At 40.5% G+C, this 20,705-nt stretch carries 15 protein-coding genes; 8 read left to right on the plus strand and 7 right to left on the minus strand.

Annotated features, from left to right (window positions below):
- Position 1: 1 nt before the first annotated feature.
- From I2E21_RS05375 to I2E21_RS05390, 4 genes are all read right to left on the minus strand, one after another.
- Positions 2-676 (minus strand): sugar transferase, encoded by a 675-nt coding sequence (locus I2E21_RS05375; RefSeq protein WP_195410655.1) that lies wholly within the window; start codon positions 674-676, stop codon positions 2-4.
- An 89-nt stretch (positions 677-765) separates the two neighbouring features.
- Complete coding sequence (locus I2E21_RS05380; protein ID WP_195410656.1) at positions 766-1,485, minus strand: CpsD/CapB family tyrosine-protein kinase; 720 nt, start codon at positions 1,483-1,485, stop codon at positions 766-768.
- A gap of 19 nt (positions 1,486-1,504) precedes the next feature.
- Positions 1,505-2,221, minus strand: a complete 717-nt coding sequence (locus I2E21_RS05385) for a Wzz/FepE/Etk N-terminal domain-containing protein (RefSeq protein ID WP_195410657.1) — start codon at positions 2,219-2,221, stop codon at positions 1,505-1,507.
- A 522-nt stretch (positions 2,222-2,743) separates the two neighbouring features.
- The gene (locus I2E21_RS05390) at positions 2,744-3,508 is read right to left on the minus strand and encodes a type III pantothenate kinase (protein WP_022234693.1); all 765 of its coding nucleotides are present in this window, start codon (positions 3,506-3,508) and stop codon (positions 2,744-2,746) included.
- A 274-nt stretch (positions 3,509-3,782) separates the two neighbouring features.
- Between I2E21_RS05390 and I2E21_RS05395 the strand changes: the two genes are divergently transcribed.
- From I2E21_RS05395 to I2E21_RS05425, 7 genes are all read left to right on the plus strand, one after another.
- Positions 3,783-5,078 carry a DHHW family protein gene (locus tag I2E21_RS05395; RefSeq protein WP_195410658.1) on the plus strand — a complete coding sequence of 432 codons (1,296 nt, stop codon included), beginning with the start codon at positions 3,783-3,785 and terminating at the stop codon, positions 5,076-5,078.
- A gap of 40 nt (positions 5,079-5,118) precedes the next feature.
- The gene (locus I2E21_RS05400; RefSeq protein ID WP_022234695.1) at positions 5,119-5,817 is read left to right on the plus strand and encodes an NUDIX domain-containing protein; all 699 of its coding nucleotides are present in this window, start codon (positions 5,119-5,121) and stop codon (positions 5,815-5,817) included.
- 39 nt (positions 5,818-5,856) lie between these two features.
- Complete coding sequence (locus I2E21_RS05405; protein WP_195410659.1) at positions 5,857-6,822, plus strand: M23 family metallopeptidase; 966 nt, start codon at positions 5,857-5,859, stop codon at positions 6,820-6,822.
- A 233-nt stretch (positions 6,823-7,055) separates the two neighbouring features.
- Positions 7,056-8,450, plus strand: coding sequence for an MBOAT family protein (locus I2E21_RS05410; protein ID WP_195410660.1), 1,395 nt, complete (start codon positions 7,056-7,058; stop codon positions 8,448-8,450).
- A 21-nt stretch (positions 8,451-8,471) separates the two neighbouring features.
- The gene (locus I2E21_RS05415) at positions 8,472-9,653 is read left to right on the plus strand and encodes a DHHW family protein (protein ID WP_195410661.1); all 1,182 of its coding nucleotides are present in this window, start codon (positions 8,472-8,474) and stop codon (positions 9,651-9,653) included.
- Positions 9,654-9,802: 149 nt separating this feature from the next.
- Positions 9,803-10,264 (plus strand): AAA domain-containing protein, encoded by a 462-nt coding sequence (locus tag I2E21_RS05420; RefSeq protein WP_186935555.1) that lies wholly within the window; start codon positions 9,803-9,805, stop codon positions 10,262-10,264.
- A gap of 12 nt (positions 10,265-10,276) precedes the next feature.
- A complete protein-coding gene (locus I2E21_RS05425; protein WP_022234700.1) occupies positions 10,277-11,026 on the plus strand; it encodes a DUF6273 domain-containing protein in 750 nt (249 codons plus the stop codon).
- Positions 11,027-11,226: 200 nt separating this feature from the next.
- Here the strand turns inward: I2E21_RS05425 and I2E21_RS05430 are convergent, their stop codons facing one another.
- From I2E21_RS05430 to I2E21_RS05440, 3 genes are all read right to left on the minus strand, one after another.
- Positions 11,227-12,051 (minus strand): hypothetical protein, encoded by an 825-nt coding sequence (locus tag I2E21_RS05430; RefSeq protein ID WP_022234701.1) that lies wholly within the window; start codon positions 12,049-12,051, stop codon positions 11,227-11,229.
- Positions 12,052-12,301: 250 nt separating this feature from the next.
- Entirely contained in the window at positions 12,302-13,603 is a 1,302-nt protein-coding gene (locus I2E21_RS05435) for a 2-hydroxyacyl-CoA dehydratase (protein ID WP_022234702.1), read from the minus strand.
- Positions 13,604-13,629: 26 nt separating this feature from the next.
- On the minus strand, positions 13,630-16,536 hold the full coding sequence (locus I2E21_RS05440) for an acyl-CoA dehydratase activase (RefSeq protein ID WP_279310052.1): 2,907 nt from the start codon (positions 16,534-16,536) through the stop codon (positions 13,630-13,632).
- 505 nt (positions 16,537-17,041) lie between these two features.
- Between I2E21_RS05440 and nifJ the strand changes: the two genes are divergently transcribed.
- Positions 17,042-20,602 (plus strand): pyruvate:ferredoxin (flavodoxin) oxidoreductase, encoded by a 3,561-nt coding sequence (gene nifJ / locus I2E21_RS05445; protein ID WP_195410662.1) that lies wholly within the window; start codon positions 17,042-17,044, stop codon positions 20,600-20,602.
- Positions 20,603-20,705: the final 103 nt, after the last annotated feature.

The following is a 20,705-nucleotide window of genomic DNA, read 5'->3' on the forward strand; positions in this document are numbered from 1 at the left end:
CTTAAACCGCACCTACACGCTTAAATACAGAAATAAATGTTTTGAAAATTATTTTTAAATCAAGTAATACGGAACGGTTCTTTACATAGTAAATTTCCATAGCTCTTCTGCGTGTGTATGTAGTGGCGCTTCTGCCGTTTGCCGCCCAAAAGCCTGTAAGACCCGGCTTTACGCTGAGCAGCATATTGCGGTAGTTACCGTAAATTTTAGTTTCAACATCCATAACGGGGCGAGGGCCTACAACAGAAATATCGCCCTTAAGAATGTTAATAAGCTGTGGAAGTTCGTCAAGACTTGTTTTTCTCATAAATTTTCCTACTTTTGTAACTCGAGGGTCGTTTTCAAGCTTAAAGTTTCTTTCGTATTCGGCTTTTTGCTCGGGGGTAAACTGCTTTATAAGTTCTTCCGCATTTGTTACCATACTTCTGAACTTATAGATTTTTATTGTTTTGCCGCCTTTGCCGACACGCTTGTGCGCAAAGAAAACAGGACCTTCGCTTGTGGTTTTTATAAGTATGGAAAGAATGATAAAAACAGGTGAAAGAACAATCAAACCGATGAGTGAACATACAATATCGAAAACACGCTTTACAAAATCGTAAATCGGCTTCGGCTTAACTGAATGTGTGTTTGATGCTGCCGCTTTCGATGTGTCGGTAATATTTGCTTTTCCCATAATTGCTTCCGTTTTATCCTCCGTAAATTTTTATTATACCCAATTAATTACCTGTGTAATTAAATAAAATTGCTCTGAAGTATTAAAGATTAGTCTTTGGTTGAACTGCTGTAATATCCGCCGTATCTTGAGTAGTAACCCTTGCCTTTTCTTGTTTCCTGCGGTTTAACTCTGTTAAGAATAACTCCGATGATTTTTGCATCTGTACGCTCGACTGTTTCTACGGTTTTTGCAAGCTCGGGATATGTAGTTGAGTTGTTTCTTGCAACAATTACCACACCGTCCGCTGCCTTGAGAATCGGAACTGCGTCAATAACAATGCCGACAGGCGGTGTATCAAAAATAATGTAGTCGTACTCTTTTTCAGCCGTCTTGATAAGGTCAGCCATAGCCTCACTCGCAAGAAGCTCGGACGGGTTAGGAGGAATTGCGCCGTAGGCAATCGCCTTGAGGTTGTCAATCTTAGTGTCCTTTATAATGTCTTCAAGCGAACACTCGTCATTAAGATAGTTTGTAAGACCGGGTGTAGGCTCAATTTTAAGTGCTGTGTTTACTCTCGGACGGCGAAGGTCGCACTCAACTACAAGCACCTTGGTGTCAACCTGCTGAGCAAGTGCCGACGCAACATTGATAGAGGTTACTGTTTTGCCCTCGCTCTTTGTAGATGATGTAAAAGCTACCTTTTTGCAGCCTTTTTTGAGAATTGAATAAGCTATATTTGTTCTTGCCGCCTTGTAAGATTCACGAACCTGAAAGCCGAGAACATCAGTATCTATTGAACGATCAATTTTTGTTTTATTCTTTTTCATTGCTGTGTAACTCCTTTACTTATTTGCCGTATCTGTTGCCGTATTTGTTTGCATTTTTCTGATTTGAAAAATACTCAAAGTCAGGAATTGCGGCAAGAATAGGAAGATCAAGAATAGTTGTCATTTCTTCGTTGTATTTAATCTTTACATCGAGGAAGTCACGAACAAATGAAATGATAAGAGCAAGTATAAGTCCGCCGAGAAATGCAATAATTGTGTTTCTTGTTACATTCGGTGATGTAGGTGCTTTCGGTGTATCTGCCTCATCGACAATCTTGAGTTTTGCGTTGTCCTTTACATTTGCGATTATCTTAGGTGCTATTTTAGCAATGGAGTCGCCTATTTCTTTTGATTCATAAGGACTTGGCGATACAACTATCGCCTTAAATACCTCGGTATCCTCAATGCTTTCAAACTTAATCATAGCTTTGAGCTGTGACGCTGTGTATTTTTCGTGGAGCTCCTTTGAAACCTCGCTGTAAAATGTGTTTGAATCGAGCAACTCAATGTAGGTTAAAACAAGGTTTTTAGCGTAGTTTACACTCTGGTTGTCTTCCATAGCAGAGGAAGTGTTGTAGTTTGTTTCAACATAGAGCTTTACGCTTGAGGTGTATGTTTTCTGAATAAAAAATGTAGTTACAAAAACCGATATGATTGCAAATAAACACGATACAACCAAAATGAAAACGATGTTTTTCTTAATTACTCTTGTTATGTCCTTAAACGATATTTCCATTAAAATGATTCTCCTCCCAGCTTTTACAGCAAACGCAAATGCATTTTCGCAGCTGCAATAATCAACATAAAAGCCGATAATTCTTCAAAATATAACATTACTATTATATTTGAAAACAACTTAAAAATCAATACTGCTAAAATGCGGTAAATTTGACGATTTTATATGCGAACAAGAGAATTTTGTACAAATATAACAAAATCTTTGTTATATTTGTTAAATTAAAAAATGCAAAATTTTATTATTTGGTAATTATGTATATATTTTTGAAACAAAAAACAAATAACCGCCACACTAATAAATAAAATTATACAAAAACAAAAATGTTTATCAGCAAAATTTCTACACATACAAAATTGTATGTGTTTAACGAGTTTGCTTTTTTAGTAAAAATGATGTGAACATCAAATACAAATTTATAAAAGGAATAATAAAAACACCCTTTTGATGCAATAATTCAAAAGGGTGCACAAACAGATATGCAGTTTAAAACAAAATTGTATATTATTGAAAATCGAATAATTACAGATTCTTTTCGTATATAAGTCTTAATCCCTCGAGTACAAGGTCGTCGTTTACGGTAATGTCTTTTTTGCAGAACTTTACAATGTGCGGTGCAAATCCGCCTGTTGCAACAAGAGTGCATTTGTGACCCGTTTCCGCTTCAAAGCGGTCGATTACGCCGTCAATCATTGCGGCATTGCCGTAAATTATGCCGCTGCGTATACAGTCGGCAGTGTTTGTTCCGATTGCCTTTTGCGGCGCAGAAAAACTGACCGACGGCAAAAGTGCGCATTTTGCGGTAAGTGCGTCAAGTGAAATCTGCACACCCGGCAAAATAACTCCGCCGCAATAAGCCTTGTGCTCGTTCATATAAAGAATGGTTGTGGCAGTGCCCATTCCGATTACGATTACCGGGCAGGGGTACTGTTCTTTTAAAGCAACGCACATACATACAATGTCCGAGCCTACGGCGCCGGGGTTGTCAAGGCGAATGTCAAGACCTGTTTTAATGCCCGGTCCGACAACCAAACTTTCTACATTTGCCACAGTAAAAATAGCTTTTCCGAGCAGGTCGGTTACTATGGGTACTACGCTTGAGATTATTGAGCCGTTAATTTCGTTTACATCAACATTGTTTATTCTGAATATAGTATAAAGGTCAACTGCGTAATCGTCGGCGGTTTTACTGCGATTAGTGGAAAATCTTAACTTCATAAGCAGTTTTTCACCTTTGTAAAGTGCAAATTTTATATTTGTATTGCCCACATCCGTGCAAAGCAACATAAATATCACCTCATTGTAATTGCTTGGAAAAAAACATCCTGCAACTCTAAATTATATCGTATTTTTCCTTTTCTTTCAACTCTATTTTTAAATCTGTTTTGCTTATGGATGTAAATATTTGCCGCATTTGCGGATTTACTCGAAAAATGAAAAATTGTATTGTTTTTAGACTAAAGATGTTGTATAATAAAATATGCTTTAATTAATATAATGATATAATGAGGAAACAGCGTTTAATTATCTGTTGCTTGTTTTAAGACGGGAGAGTGTATATATGGCAGATAAATACAACTTAGATTATTTTGATGACGACAGAGTTGCGGCTCAACGCAGTCAATACAGGAGAGAATACCGTCAGCCGATGAACAGACCGCCGCAAAACGGCAGAGGGCCTGTACCTAATAATCGAAATAATGTGCATCGCAAGCCGCCTAAAAGAAAAAGATTCAGCAGAAGACTTAGAAACCGCATTATTATTGTAAGTGTTGGAATACTTATATTAATACTTATAATCACAATAATTTCTTCAATGTTCAGAGCCTGTACCGGTTCGGACAAAAAAGCTGACAATAATTCCGATAAAACAATACCGCCTACACAGGCAGCAACAACTCAACCCGCAACACAAGCAGCAAACGCAGCGGCACTTAATTTTGTTACGCCTAATATTAAGGACGATAACACAACAGGATATATGGGTACAAACGCTTACATCTGGAACGGCGCCGCATATGAGCTTTTCGGCGGCGATGAATACAGAGCACAGCTTTATGCCGATTCAATCAACAGCTATCAGCAGAAGTTAAGCGGAATTAAGGTTTACAATATGGTTGTTCCCAACCATACGGAAATGGGACTTCCGCAAAGACTTAAAAACAGCTCCGCTCCGTCGGATTCACAGGCAGAGAACATCAAGCAGATTTATTCAAAGCTAAACAGCTCTGTAACACCGATAAATGCTTACAACAAAATTGCCGAGCACTGCAACGAATATGTTTATTACAATTCCGACCACCACTGGACAGGACTTGGCGCATATTACGCATATACAGCGTTTGCGGAGGCAACAAATCAGGCTGTTCTTGATTTAAGCACTTGCACGGAAAATAAAATTGAGGGCTTTACGGGTTCGTTTGCAAACACAAATGACGGACTTACAACCGATACCGTAAGCTATTGGACATTCCCTTATAATGTTACAATGGATATTACGGATTCAAACGGCACTACATCAAACTACGATTCGCCTTATTATCAGTATGCGGAGGCGGGTTCAAATACATACAGTTTATTTATTATGGGCGACAATCCGCTTACCGTTTTACATTCCGATTCCGAAAACGGCACAGGCAAGAAGATTGCCGTTGTCAAAGAAAGCTACGGCAACGCATTCTCACCGTATCTTACAAATAATTATTCCGAAGTTCATATTATAGATTTCAGATATTTCGGACAGAATCTTGCAGACTACTGCAAGCAGAACGGCATTACAGAGGTTCTTTATCTCAACGGCATTATGAGTGCAAATACTCAGGTACAGCTCGACAGTATGGACGGCTTACTGAATTAATTGTTGATTTTTATTTGAATTAAGAAAGGAGGCAGCGGCAATGCTTGCGGAAAATGTAAGAGTAAATGTGTTTGGCAAGGTCGGAAAAGGTTTTTTCTCCGCCTATGTTTCGGGCAATTCCTTTTCAAACAAAAGCGCTTATCTTGTTACACGCAAGGACAGAGTTGAAGAATACTTTGACGGTGTGGTTATTGCCGTTGCCAAATTTGAGGGACTCAAGGGCGATAAATTCATAGTCGCTCCGTATGGAGAGATTTATTACGAGCCGGAGCTTAAAAAAATACTTGCCCGCTTGCGTAATGTAAAAGTGGAGAGTATAAGCTGTCTTTACGAAAAATCCTGCGGTGCGGTGATTTTTTACCGCAACAAGCAGAATACAAAGGTATTGCTTGTGAAGAACAGCAACGGCAGATATTGGAGTTTTCCGAAAGGTCATATAGAAAACGACGAAAACGAGCAGGAAACCGCTTTGAGAGAAATCAAAGAGGAAACAGGGCTTGATGTTACCCTTGCAAAGGGATTTAGAGAAATCAGCGAGTATTGCCCGTTCGGCAAAATTCGCAAGCGGGTAGTGTTCTTCCTTGCACAGGCGTTTACCGACAGCGTAAAAATTCAGGAGGAAGAAATCGACAGTTACATCTGGGTTGACCTCCAGCAGGCACGAAAACTTTGCACATATGACAACGATTTAAGAATTATAGAAAAAGCCGAAACCGCAATACATTTAATGAGAAATTAATTTGAAATCCGTTTCATATATATAATCGGGTGATTATATATGAAACGGATTATTTTATTGCTTATTTCTGCTTTTGTGCTTGCCTGTTCGGTTATGACGATTGTCGGCGGAAAGGAAACCGACAATTTTATTAAGTATGCGGAATTCAATGTTACGGCTGACGCACTGCAAAAAGCTGTGAGCTACGATATTTCATCTCAGAGCGAGGATACAAAATTAAATTATATCGAAATTCTTGCATACCTCGGCGCAAAATACGGCGGCGATTTTTCAAAATACAAGCAAAGCGATATGGATAACCTCTGCGAAAAGCTGAAAGACGGCAAGACGATAGCTGAACTTACCAAAGATATGAAATACTATACATACTATTATAATGTATATACGGCGGTGCTCAGCGGTATGGTCGGCGACTTTGAGGAAGAACAGTCTGACGGCAGTATAAAGCAGGACTACGGAGTGCGGTGGTTTTCGCCGATTGCAAAAACCTTTCCGTATTCGCATTACGATGACTTTGGCGCAAAGCGGACATTCGGATACACAAGACCGCATTTGGGGCACGACCTGATGTCGGCAGTCGGTACTCCCGTTATAGCCGTTGAATCGGGCAAGGTCGAGTGCCTCGGCTGGAACAGATACGGCGGTTGGCGAATCGGCATACGCTCGCTTGACAATAAAAGGTATTGGTATTATGCGCATTTGCGGCAGAACCGCCCCTATGCCGAGAACCTCAAGGAGGGCGATACGGTTACGGCAGGCGATGTTATAGGCTATGTGGGCAGAACAGGTTACAGCGATACCGAAAACATAAACGGAATTACCGAAAGCCATCTTCATATAGGGCTTGAGCTTGTTTTTGACGAAAGCCAAAAGGAAAGCGACAACGAAATATGGGTGGATATGTACGCACTCATAAGTACCCTTGAACAGCATAAAAGCTCAACCGTCAGAAACAGTGAAACAAAAGAGTTTAAAAGAGAGTTTTCTTTTAAAGAAATTAGTTGATAATGCCAAAATTCGAGGACAGCAATTATATTTGTTTTAATTTCATTGACTGTACCATAAAAATAATGTAAAATAAACAGTAATCGCCCTCACCAAAAGCGGTGAGGGTATTTTATAGTGTGCAAATCCCGACAATTATTATACTGCGTTCAGAGCAATGAATTGTCAGGTTAAAAAGGATATATAACGCTTGATTTTGCACTTATTTTATAGAATATTTGGGGGTATACAGATTGGTTTTTTCAAGCCTTGTATTTATGTTTGCGTATCTGCCACTTACTCTGCTCATATATTACATTGTGCCGAGAAAAGGCAGAAACATTTTTCTGTTCTTTATAAACCTTTTGTTCTACGGTTGGGGCGAGCCGAAACTTATCGTGCTTATGCTCATAAACATAGCCGTAAACTACATAGGCGGATACCTTGTAGATAAATTTAAAGATGACCCGAAAAAGCGGAAACTTGTGCTGATACTTACCTGCGTTATCGACATCGGCACACTTGCGGTGTTTAAGTACACGGGAATGATTGTGGAAACCGTTAATATGCTGCCGTTCCTGAATCTGCCGACTCCGCAGATTTCTTTGCCGATCGGTATCAGCTTCTATACATTCCAGACAATGAGTTATGTAATTGATGTTTACAGAGGCGATGCGCCCGTATCCAAAAATCCGATTAACTTCGGTACATATGTAGCGCTTTTTCCACAGTTGATTGCAGGCCCTATCGTTCGTTACCGTGATGTTGCCGAACAGCTCACAAACAGAAAAGAAACCTTGGACGAGTTTACAAAGGGTGTAAATCTGTTTATAATTGGTCTTGGAAAGAAAGTTTTGATTGCAAATCAGATGGGTAATCTTAGCACGGCAATGTTTGCTACCACTGACGAGAACGGCGTTGTGGGAACTTGGGTAGGAATTATAGCCTACAGCTTTCAGCTTTATTTTGACTTTTCGGGCTATTCCGATATGGCTTGCGGTCTCGGCAATATGCTCGGCTTTGAGTTTCTTAAGAACTTTAACTACCCGTACATTTCTAAATCCGTTACGGAATTTTGGAGAAGATGGCATATTTCACTTTCAACATGGTTTAAGGAATATGTTTATATTCCGCTCGGCGGCAACAGAAAAGGTGCGAAAAGACAGATACTTAACCTTATTATCGTATGGGGACTTACGGGTATTTGGCACGGTGCGTCATGGAACTTTGTATTATGGGGACTTTACTACGGCGTTTTGCTTATTTTTGAAAAATTTGTTTTCAAAAAGGTTCTTGACAAACTGCCGTCGGCAATTCAGCATATCTACACAATGTTTATAGTAGTTATCGGCTGGGGACTTTTCTACTTTACAGATATGAGCAAGCTCGGTACATTCCTTGGAGATTTGTTTAACTTCGGCAACGGCATTTGCGGTGAGCAGGCTTTAAATCTTATACTTTCGTACCTGCCGCTTATTATTGCGGCGGCTGTTGCAAGCACACCGCTTGCGGCAAAGCTTTATGCAAAGGTACAGAAAACAAAGTATATCGGTTTTGCTCAGACCGCATTTGTTGCAATTGTGCTTATACTTTGCACAGCCTCACTTGTAAATCAGAGCTATAACCCATTCCTATATTTCAGATTTTAACGGTAGGAAAGGAGAGCCTTTATGAAATATGCAGCAAAACATTCAGCAAAACATATGGAATCATCAAAGCCTGTCTGCCGCCATCTGCCGAGCTTTGTATTTATAATTTTTATATTCGGCTTTGCAATTTGGTTTTTAATAAATCCGAAAGCCGACTACAGCTCAAGCGAAAAGAGATATTTGCAGAAATTTCCGACAGTGTCGGTAAATTCTGTGCTTGACGGCAAATTCGGTACTGATTTTGAAAAATACTTTGCCGACCATTTTCCTATGCGTACCCAATGGGTAGGCGCAAACGCTTACTTTAATCTCTCTGTCGGCAACAACGGCGCAGACGGTGTTTATAATTGTAAGAACGGCTACCTTATAAATAAGCCGATACTTGATACCGACACACTTGAGAGCAATGTGCAGACAATCGCAGATTTTGCGAAATCAGTCGATGTTCCCGTAACGGTAACACTTGTGCCGTCAACAGGCTACATCGCAAATGATGTTCTTCCTGCGGTTCACGATACATATACAGATGACGAAAAAATCGAGAACGCACAGAAAGTGCTTACCGAAAGCGGTGCGGATTTTGTGGATTTGCGTTCCGCATTCAAAAATGCCTATGCAAACGGCACACAGCTTTACTACAAAACCGACCATCATTGGACAACGACAGGTGCATATACGGGTTATACGGAAATATGCAAGTCGCTCGGAATAACCCCTGCCGACAAGAGCCTGTTTACGGTCGAAAAGTACAACGATTTCTACGGCACAACCTACTCAACAAGCGGTTTTTGGCTCACACAGCCGGATACCATTGAAATTTGGAACAATAAAAATAACACCGAAAAGAATATCAGCGTAGAGATTATTGAGGGCGACGAAAAACAGGATTACCACTCAATGTATTTCTACAATCATCTTGAAGAGGACGATAAATACCCTGTATTCATAGACGGAAACCATGCAATGACAAGAATTAAGAATACAAATGCCGCAGGAGGAAAAATTCTCCTTGTAAAGGACAGCTTTTCACACTGTCTTGCGCCGTTCCTTGCAGAAAATTACAGTGAGGTAATACTCGTCGATATGCGTTATTACAAAAACAGCATTTCAGAACTTGCACAGCAGGAAAAACCCGATAATATCCTGGTGCTCTACGGCATAGATAACCTTGCAACCGATACCGACATTGCGTGGCTGTCGTAAAATGATTAATAGCGGTAAAATTGACACTCGGCTTTTTAGTCGGGTGTTTATTTTTGCGTGGATAAATTTTAATATTTTTAGTATAAAATTGTTGTTTTATGAAATATTTATGCTATAATGATTTCAGTGAAATATAAGAACTAAAGGCGGTGAGGGTAATTAACAGCGTAGGAAGAAATATATTTAAAGCTATTCATGAGGGCAAGTGGCTTTATATAGAGTATAAAAACAAAAGTGATACAAAAAGTAACGAGATTTTGCTAAGCTATCATTATCGCTGTAATAAAGCTATAATAGATTTCAGCAATAAAAAATATTATAATAATAAACTGAAAATTAAAACAGTATCTCAAAGCACACAGCCCCTGACATTTGTTGATATTCAACCAGAAAATCCAGCGAACCCAGAAAATCCTGATTCGGGAAAAGATAATAATACAGGTAACAATTCTGGTTCGGAAACAAATGAAAATGGAGGAGAAAAGATAGAATCTGTTTCAACAGGAGACGAATCTGCAGTTGGATTTTGGAGCCTAATGGCTGTAATCATGGTAAGTATAGTGATGTGTATGGCATTTACAAAAATAAGACGTAAAAAGCAGAGAAATTAAGGAGCCACATAAGTGTTCAGAAAAAAGTATAAAGTAGTATTAAAAGTAGTAGTATTAGCAATTGTTCTTGGAGTTCTATTAAATGCTTGTAGTAAAAGACAAACAGTAACCGAGGAATATAATACAATAAGTGATTTGGCGTATTCTGAAAAATGTAAAATTGAACCAATCATATATATTGAAGAAAAAACAGGATTTGTTCCATATATTGTATTAACTAATGATTATAATGGTAAAACACTTTTGTTAAGAAAAGAAATTCTTCCAGAGAATAGAAGAGTTAGTGATTATTCGGCTTACTATGAAGAAAGCGAAATTGATAATTACTTAATGGGAGAGTTTTTTGATAATTTACCTATTCAAACTCGTTGCTTAATTCAAGATTCGGAAATAGAGATTTTAGATGAACGATGCTTGAATCAAATAGATGATAGCGTGATAACTATTGTAAGAAAAGTGTTTTTGTTGTCTTTTACTGAACTTGGATATAAAAAAAATGGGCATGTCGGAGTTGAAGGGGTGCCATTGTTGTATTTTAAAGATAATAAGAATCGTTTTGCTACTACGAATAATGGAAAGTTTACTGTAAGTTGGTGGTTAAGAAGTGCGGATTCTACATATGATTCTTGTGTATATGCAGTAGGACCGGAAGGTGAAATTGGAAGCACGAATGCATGCAATATGAATGGCATCAGGCCAGCATTTTGTGTTGACGGTAAGCAAGAAATATATAAAGAAGAGGGCAGATATATTTTAAAATAACATAACTTATTTATATTAAAGTGATTATGTTATTTTGAAAGAATTATTGAAATTCATTTGCCTGTGCTATCTAAACGTTAATTGGCTACATTTTATTACTTAGTTTGATAAGTCATAATTTATCAATGTTACCAATAATTAGGATACAACAAAAAATCCGACAATAGTTTTTACTACTGTCGGATTTTTGATTGTTAAACTTATTCTTCTGTAATATCTTCGGCTTTTTTCGGGATAAAGTTATTTAGGAAACTTGCTTTTTTGCCTCTGTTTTTAAGGTAGATAAATCCCAAACCGTTAAACACAACTGCGCCGACAAAGTTTACCATTAAATCTTTCATTGTATCAATAAGACCGATGTCGAGGTAGCCGTTGATGCCGAGGTCTTTGCCGTTTACGGTTGTAGATGCTATTCCGCTTATATGGGTAACGGCGTTTGTATCGTTGCCCGAAAGCAGGGTAGAGTTGATTGTTGTGACGATTGTGTCTTTCTGCATATCTTTGCCGAGAAAAGTGTCAACACCAAACTCGAAAAATTCCCAAACTGTACCTGCCGTCATTGAAAAACAGAACGAGAACAGGCATACAAAGATAGGGGAAAGGTTAAATTTAACCCTTTTACTGCGGTTCAAAATATCGGTAAGTCCGAATCCCACGCCTGCGCAGATAAAACCGTTCAGCGTATGAAGAATTGTGTCGAGAAAAGGTATTTTTTCATAGAATGAACCGATTTCACCGAGAATATTTGCCGAGAATACAAACAGTATCATAAAGGTTTCAAGCACGCTCGGCAGTTCTATGTGAAGACTGCGGTCAATGAACGACGGAATCAACATAAGTATAAATGTAAGTCCGCAAGTCATTGCGCTTTCGTACTTGCCACGGATGATGTTGAGAACAAATATAAATATAATTACAAGCCTTAGTATAAAGTAAAGTGCGGTAAGCTCCTTGTTTTGCTTAACACTGATAAGCAAAGTGTGCGGCTTTTTTGCCTTTTGTGCCTTGTTTTTATTTTTTTTCACTCGTTTCACCTCTTAAAATTTTGTCATACATTATTATATGTAAGTGTTGATGTTTATTTTCTAAAAAGGTTCTGTTTTTATTTTTGGGTATATTATTCAGCAAACTGTTTTGCCAAGCAATTATAAAGGTTTGACCTAAATTTTTAAATCATTTCGCTTAACTCGTGCGCTAAATCAAATTTACTCCGACTTTTGATAAAGAACCTAAAAATAAGTCAGTCCGATTTATTTATTCTCGGACTGCTTTTTGTTAAGATTTTTGCTCTGCGTCCTGTTTTTCGGCAAGCTCTTTATTAAGCTCCTCTTTTGCTACAGCAAGCATAAGCTTGATTCTGTTTTCCTGGTTTACCTTTGGCGCACCCGGGTCATAGTCTATTGTAACAATGTTTGCTTTCGGGTTTACTTCCTTGATTCTGCGGATAGCGCCCTTGCCGTTGATGTGGTTCGGCAGACAGCCGAAGGGCTGTGTACAAACAATGTTTTCGTAGCCTGTTTCGGCAAGCTCAAGCATTTCTGCGGTAAGTAACCAACCCTCGCCCATTTTGCTGCCGTATCCGATAATGCCCTTTACAAGCTGTTTTGTATGAGCGTATTCGTGCGGCGGAACGAAGTTATATTTCTTTGCCGATTCAATCATAAGTGCTTCGAGTTTTGTGAGGTAGTCAAGCAGCATTTTACAAAATGTGGATTTAATCTTTGCACCGCCGTAAAGTTTGGCGTCCTCAATTCGGTTGTCAACCTTAAATGAAGCAAAGCCCATAAGACCCGGCACACAAACCTCGCAGTCCTGTGAAGCCAAAAATTCCTCAAGTCCGTTATTCGCCATTTTGGAATATTTTACATAAATTTCGCCTACGATGCCGACTTTAACCTTTGGCACTTTATTAAGCTTAATTTCCGAAAAAGATTTTGTGATTTTATCAAGATTTTCGTCAATTTCTTCAAGCGTATAGCCGTTGCCCTCGATAAGCATTTTAGAAATCTTATCGCTCCAATCGGCAACAAGCGCCATACTTTCGCCTTTATTTACCTCATAAGGCTTTGTCTGGTTAGAAAGGAGCATAAGCTGATCGCCGTAAACAAGACCGCCGACAAATCTTCTGATAAGCGGAAGTGTGAGCGAAAAACCGCTGTTCTTTTCCATACCGAAAGAAAGCGAGATTACGGGTACAAATTCAAAACCTGCTTTTTTAAGCGCTTTTCTTAACAGGAAGATATAGTTTGAGGCACGACAGCCGCCGCCTGTTTGGGTAATCATAAGCGCTGTTTTATGCACATCGTATTTGCCGCTCTGTAAAGCGTGTATAAACTGTCCGATTACAAGGAGCGCAGGGTAGCAGGTGTCGTTATGAACATATTTAAGACCTGTCTGTGCAATTTCAGGGCCGCAAGTGTCGAGAAGTTCCGACTTGTAGCCGTAGTAGTTAAAAACATTCTGAAGTATATTGAAATGAATAGGTGCCATATTCGGCATAAGGATTGTGTATTCCTTTTTCATTTCTTTTGTAAAAAGCAAACGACCTGTTTTGCTGTCATATTTAAGTTCAGCCATTTAAAGCACAACCTTTCAAACGGTGGTTAATCGTTGTCAATAGCAGCAAGCAAGCTGCGGATACGAATTTTAACTGCACCAAGATTTGTGATTTCGTCAATTTTAATCTGTGTGTAAATTTTGCCCTCTTTTTCAAGAATTTCTCTTACTTCGTCAGTAGTAATGGCATCTACGCCGCAGCCAAAGGAAACAAGCTGTATAAGCTCCATATCCTTTCTTGTTGTAACATACTTAGCGGCAGCGTACAGTCTTGAATGATATGTCCACTGGTTAAGTACATTGGTGTGGAATTTCTCAACCCTCGGAGATACAACATCTTCGCTGACGATTGCTACATTAAAACTCGAAATAAGTTTATCAATGCCGTGGTTGATTTCGGGGTCTACATGGTAAGGTCTGCCGGCAAGCACCATTATCTTTTTGCCCTCTTTTTCGGCTTTTTCAATAATCTCGTTGCCCTTTGCGATTACCTTTTTTCTGTACTTATCCTGTTCGTCATAAGCAAGTTTTGCGGCCTTTCTTACCTCGTTAAGTGTAAGATCGGGGAAATATTTTGAAAGTGCCTCATATGCCTTTTGTGGGAAATGCTTTGGCATATGTACGCCGAAGTATTCCTTTATAAAGCAGATTTTCTGCACATCTTTCATATTGTTGTTGATAACTTCCGGATAATATGCAACAACAGGACAGTTGTAGTGGTTATCGCCGAGGTGTTCGTCAAAGTTGTATGACATACAAGGGTAGAAAATAGTTTCTGCTCCCTCGTCAATCAAAGTCTGAATGTGTCCGTGCACAAGTTTTGCAGGGAAACAAATTGTATCACTCGGAATTGTCTGCTGTCCGCGCTGATATATCTTTCTTGTCGAGAACGGTGAGTGGAATACTTCAAACTTAAGTTCTGTAAAGAATCTGTACCAGAACGGGTACATTTCAAACATATTGAGCGCCATAGGCATACCGAGCTTGCCACGAAGTCCCTCAACAGGCTTGTATTCCTCAAGCATTTTCAGCTTGACAGCGTACATATTAAGCTCGTTTGACTGCGATTTCTTTGTAATCGGACGCTCACAACGGTTGCCTGCAATAAATCTTCTGCCGCCGCCAAAGCTGTTGATTGTAAGTCGGCAGTTGTTGCTGCACATACCGCAGTTTGTTACCTTTATATCGTGAACAAAGTTTTTGAGAGTCTCTTTATTTGCAAGTTTACTCTTGCCGTTGCCTTTTGATTTATTTTTTGAATATAGCGCCGCACCGTATGCGCCCATAAGCCCCGCAATGTTAGGTCGAACAACCTCAACGCCCATTTCCTGCTCAAATGCACGGAGTACGGCGTCGTTAAGGAATGTGCCGCCCTGTACAACAACTCTTTTGCCGAGTTCGTCAGGACTTGACGCTCTGATAACTTTGTAGAGTGCATTCTTTACAACGCTTAAGGAAAGACCTGCGGAAATATCCTCGATTGTTGCGCCGTCCTTTTGAGCCTGTTTAACACTTGAGTTCATAAATACCGTACATCTCGAACCGAGGTCAACAGGGCGCTTTGCAAAAAGTCCGAGCTTTGCAAAGTCGGCAATTTCGTAACCGAGAGCGTTTGCGAATGTCTGCAAGAAACTGCCGCATCCGGAAGAACAAGCCTCGTTAAGGAATATGTTGTCGATTGCGCCGTTGTGAATTTTAAAGCATTTGATGTCCTGACCGCCGATGTCGATGATAAATTCAACATCGGGCATAAAATATTTTGCGGCAGTGAAATGCGCAATTGTTTCTACTATGCCGTAGTCAACATCAAAAGCGTTCTTTATAATCTCTTCGCCGTAACCTGTAACGGCAGAAGAAACTATGTTGATTTCGGGGTTGATTGCATAGACTTCCTCAAGAAAGCCTTTGATAATCTCTACGGGATTTCCTTTTGACGGAAGATATTTTGAATAAAGAAGTTCGCCGTCGTCGTTGAGAACAACGCCCTTAACGGTGGTAGAGCCTGCGTCCATACCCACATAAGCCTTGCCTTTGTAGCCTTTAAGTTCCTTTTGCAGAACGGTTGCTTTTGCGTGACGGTCAGAGAATTTTTTGTAATCTTCTTCGTCTTTGAAAAGCGGAGGGTTAAAGGCAAAGTTGCCGCTTCCACGGTAATTTTTTACTTCTTCGATTACCTTGTCAAAGTCAATTGTTTTTTCGGCGCAAAGTGCCGCACCGCAGGCAACAAAGTAAAGTGAATTTTCAGGGCATATACCCTTTGTGTTTAAAGTTCTGTCAAAGCAGTTTCTAAGCTCGCTCATAAAGGTGAGAGGACCGCCGAGGTACACAACCTGCCCCTCAATTTCTCGTCCCTGTGCAAGACCTGCGACAGTCTGGCTTACAACGGCGTTGAAGATACTTTCGGCTATATCGCTCTTTCTTGCGCCTTGGTTTAAAAGAGGCTGAATATCCGTCTTTGCAAATACGCCGCAGCGTGATGCGATAGTGTATGTTTTTTCGTACTGCTTTGCAAGTTCGTCAAGATCTTCAAGCGGAACATTGAGCAGTGTTGCCATCTGGTCGATGAATGCACCCGTACCGCCGGCACAGGTACCGTTCATACGCACTTCAAGACCGTTTGTGAGGAACAGAATTTTTGCGTCCTCACCGCCGAGTTCAATGACAACATCTGTGCCCGGAATAAATGTATTTGTAGCAACTCTTGTTGCGTAAACCTCCTGCACAAAGTCAATGTTGCTTGACTCCGCAACGCCCATACCGGCAGAACCGGAAAGCGCAACGGCTGCGTTTTCAACACCCTTTACCTTACTGCGTACAGTTGCGAGAATTTCTGCAATTTTCTCGGTTATCTGAGAATAATGTCGTTCGTAGGTGCTGTATATAATTTTATTTTCTTCGTCCAAAACAACGCATTTTATTGTAGTTGAGCCAATGTCAAGTCCTAATTTCAACATACTGCCTCCGTGCCTTATAAAGTTATATAAAGTCATATTATGTCAATTGATTATCCAAACTATTATACGCTTTTTTTATTTAATTTTAATTCTTTAATCGCAATATAATTTCTTTAATAAAAATGACTATTATTTACAAAAATATCAGCCGTTAAGTTGTATGTTTTCTTGCCAAAATAATACAATTTTCGCATAATGTATGTATAACAATTTTTTGCGTATAAAAATTATTGACGAATTTTACGGTTTTATGGCAATTAACAAACTTTTGTTTTGTCTAAAAATCACCTGAATCGGCGAAAAACTCGGTTTTATGCGGAAATTTAAAATATTTGGTAAAGTTTTAGAAAAATCGGGTGAAAACATATGAGTTATTGTTGAAAACCTCTTTACAAATTAACATTTAAGTGTTAAAATTTATTATGATACAGTATGTATCTTTAAAAATTGTATTAAATGCGGCAAACGGTGTTGTCGCTGACATACTTTAAGGAGGACAATTCCAATGGCAAGAAAAATGAAAACTATGGACGGTAACAGCGCTGTTGCTCATGTTTCTTATGCGTTTACAGATGTTGCTGCTATCTATCCTATCACACCTTCTTCCGTAATGGCTGACCTTACCGACAAGTTCTCGGCAATGGGCACTAAAAACCTTTTCGGCAGAGAAGTACAGGTTACGGAAATGCAGTCGGAAGGCGGTGCTTCCGGTGCGGTTCACGGTTCGCTTGCAGCCGGTGCTTTAACCACAACTTACACAGCTTCACAGGGCTTGCTTCTTATGATTCCGAATATGTACAAGATGGCAGGCGAGCTTTTACCGGGCGTAATTCATGTATCTGCCCGTGCTCTTACAAGCCACGCTCTTTCAATTTTCGGTGACCATTCAGATATTTATGCTTGCCGTCAGACAGGCTATGCAATGCTCTGTTCAAACAACCCACAGGAATGTATGGACCTTGCTGCCGTTGCACATCTTTCGGCTATCAAGGGCAGAGTTCCTTTCCTCCACTTCTTTGACGGTTTCAGAACCTCTCACGAGATTCAGAAGATTGAAGAGTGGGATTATGCGGATCTCGCAGATATGCTTGATTGGGACGCAGTAGAAGCGTTCCGCAGAAGAGCACTTAACCCTGAGCACCCTGTAACAAGAGGTACAGCTCAGAACGACGACATCTTCTTCCAGGCAAGAGAGGCCTGCAACAAGTACTACGATGCAGTACCCGAAGTTGTTGTTGAATATATGAACAAAGTAAACGAGAAGATCGGCACAAACTACAAGCCATTTAACTACTATGGCGCAGAGGACGCAGAGCACATTATCGTTGCTATGGGTTCTGTATGTGATTGTGCAGAAGAGGTTGTAGACTTCCTCAACGCAGCAGGCGAAAAGGTTGGCCTTTTAAAGGTTCACCTTTACAGACCGTTCGTTGCAGATTACCTTTTAAGCGAGCTTCCTAAGACAGTTAAAACTATCTCTGTTCTTGACAGAACAAAAGAGCCGGGTTCAATCGGTGAGCCTCTTTATCTTGATGTTCTTGCTGCTATCAACGGTTCTGACTTTGCCGGCGTAAAGGTTTACACAGGCAGATACGGTCTTGGTTCTAAGGATACAACTCCTGCCGACATCATTGCTGTTTACAGAAACGCTGAGAGCGACGCTCCTAAGAGAAGATTTACAATCGGCATCGTTGATGATGTTACAAATCTTTCACTTCCTATCGTTGAAAACCCTGACACAACTCCAAAGGGTACACATTCATGTAAGTTCTGGGGTCTTGGCGCCGATGGTACAGTAGGTGCAAACAAGAACTCAATCAAGATTATCGGTGACAATACCGATATGTACGCACAGGGCTACTTTGCTTATGACTCAAAGAAGTCGGGCGGCCTTACGGTTTCTCACCTGCGTTTCGGTAATCAGCCTATCAAATCAACTTATTACATTTCTAAGGCTGACTTCGTTGCTTGTCATAACCCATCATATGTTGACAAGTATGACATCGTAGACGACCTCAAGGAAGGCGGTTCATTCCTCCTCAACTGTCCTTGGGATGTTGACGAGCTTTCAGAAAGACTCCCAGGCAAGATGAAGAGAATCCTTGCTACAAGAAATATCAATTTCTACACAATCGACGGTATCAAGATCGGTAAAGAAATCGGACTTGGCGGCAGAATCAACACAGTTCTTCAGTCAGCTTTCTTTAAGATTGCAGACATCATTCCTGCCGAAAAGGCTAAGGAGCTTATGAAGGCTGCCGCTAAGAAGTCATATATGAAGAAAGGTCAGGCTATCGTAGATATGAACTACGCTGCCATTGACCGTGGTATGGAAGACCTCAAGAAGGTTGAAATTCCTGCTGATTGGGCAAATGCCGCTGACGATAAGGCAAGCGATGCAGTTCCGGGCGAGGGCGCACTCGTTGAGTATGTAAACGGTATCCTCAAGCCTGTAAATGAGTACAAGGGCAACAAGCTCCCTGTATCTGCATTTATGGACCATGTTGACGGTACTGCTCCTAACGGTTCTGCCGCTTATGAAAAGCGTGGTATCGCAGTTGATGTTCCTGAGTGGAATTCAGACAACTGTATTCAGTGTAACAAGTGTGCTATCGTATGTCCTCACGCTGTAATCCGTCCTGTTGCTATGACAGAGGACGAGCTTGCTGCTGCTCCACAGGGCACAAAGAGCATTCCAATGATCGGTCTTAAGGAGCTCAAGTTCGTTATGACTGTATCAACACTCGACTGTACAGGCTGCGGCGCTTGTGCTAATGTATGTCCGGGCAAGAAGGGCGAAAAGGCTCTTACAATGAAGTCAATCGACAGCCAGCGTGCAGAGCAAGCTGTATTTGATTATGCGGTAACTCTTGACGAAAAGCAGGAAGTTGCTGATAAGTTCAAGTTCTCAACAGTTAAGGGCAGCCAGTTCAAGCAGCCACTCCTTGAGTTCTCAGGCGCTTGCGCAGGTTGTGGTGAAACACCATACGCTAAGCTCGTTACACAGCTCTTTGGCGACAGAATGTTCATTGCTAACGCAACAGGCTGTTCATCAATTTGGGGTGCATCTGCTCCGGCAACACCTTACACAAAGAACAAGAAGGGCTTTGGTCCTGCTTGGCAGAACTCACTCTTTGAGGATAACGCCGAGTTTGGTCTTGGTATGGCTCTCGGTCAGAAAGCTATCCGTAACAGACTTGTAGAGTATGTTCAGAATATTCAGAAAGACACAGACAGCGACGAGTTAAAGACAGCTTGTCAGAACTACCTTGACACAGTTTGCGATTCAACCGCAAGCCGTCCTGCAACAGACGCACTTATTGCAGAGCTTGAAAAGAATGTTGATGACGCTAAGGTTGGCGAGCTTGCTAAAAAGACACTTATCGACAAAGACGAACTTGCTAAGAAGTCAATGTGGATCTTCGGCGGTGACGGTTGGGCTTACGATATCGGCTTCGGCGGTCTTGACCATGTTATCGCATCAGGCGAAAATGTAAATATCCTCGTATTCGATACAGAGGTTTACTCAAATACAGGCGGACAGGCTTCTAAGGCTACTCCTGTAGGTTCTGTTGCACAGTTTGCCGCTGCAGGTAAGTCTGTTAAGAAGAAAGACCTTGCCGCTATCGCTATGAGCTACGGCTATGTATATGTAGCACAGTGTGCAATGGGTGCTGACAATAATCAGGTTCTTAAGGCTATGGTAGAGGCTGAAAGCTACAACGGCCCATCACTTGTTATCTGCTACGCTCCATGTATCAACCACGGTATTAAGGGCGGTATGAGCATTGCTCAGCAGGAAGAGAAGAAGGCTGTTGAGGCAGGTTATTGGAATATCTTCCGTTATGACCCACGCCGTGCCGATGAGGGCAAGAATCCGTTTATGCTCGATTGCAAGGCTCCAAGCGCTTCTTATCGTGACTTTATTATGGGTGAGGTTCGTTATAACTCACTTACCCGTTCATTCCCTGAAAGAGCAGAACAGCTCTTTGCTAAGGCTGAAAAGGTTGCAGAAGAGAAGTACGCTCACCTTGAAAAACTTGCAAGCCTTCCTGATGCAGAGTAATTTTATAAAGTAATAAATAAAATTTAATAAATTTGCGTTGCTCCCTGCTTTAAAAGTAGGGGGCAACCGCACTGATTTTATTTTTAAGAATAAAAATTATTTA

The sequence above is a fragment of the Ruminococcus sp. BSD2780120874_150323_B10 genome, assembly GCF_015553695.1.
GTDB lineage: Bacteria > Bacillota > Clostridia > Oscillospirales > Acutalibacteraceae > Ruminococcoides > Ruminococcoides intestinale_A.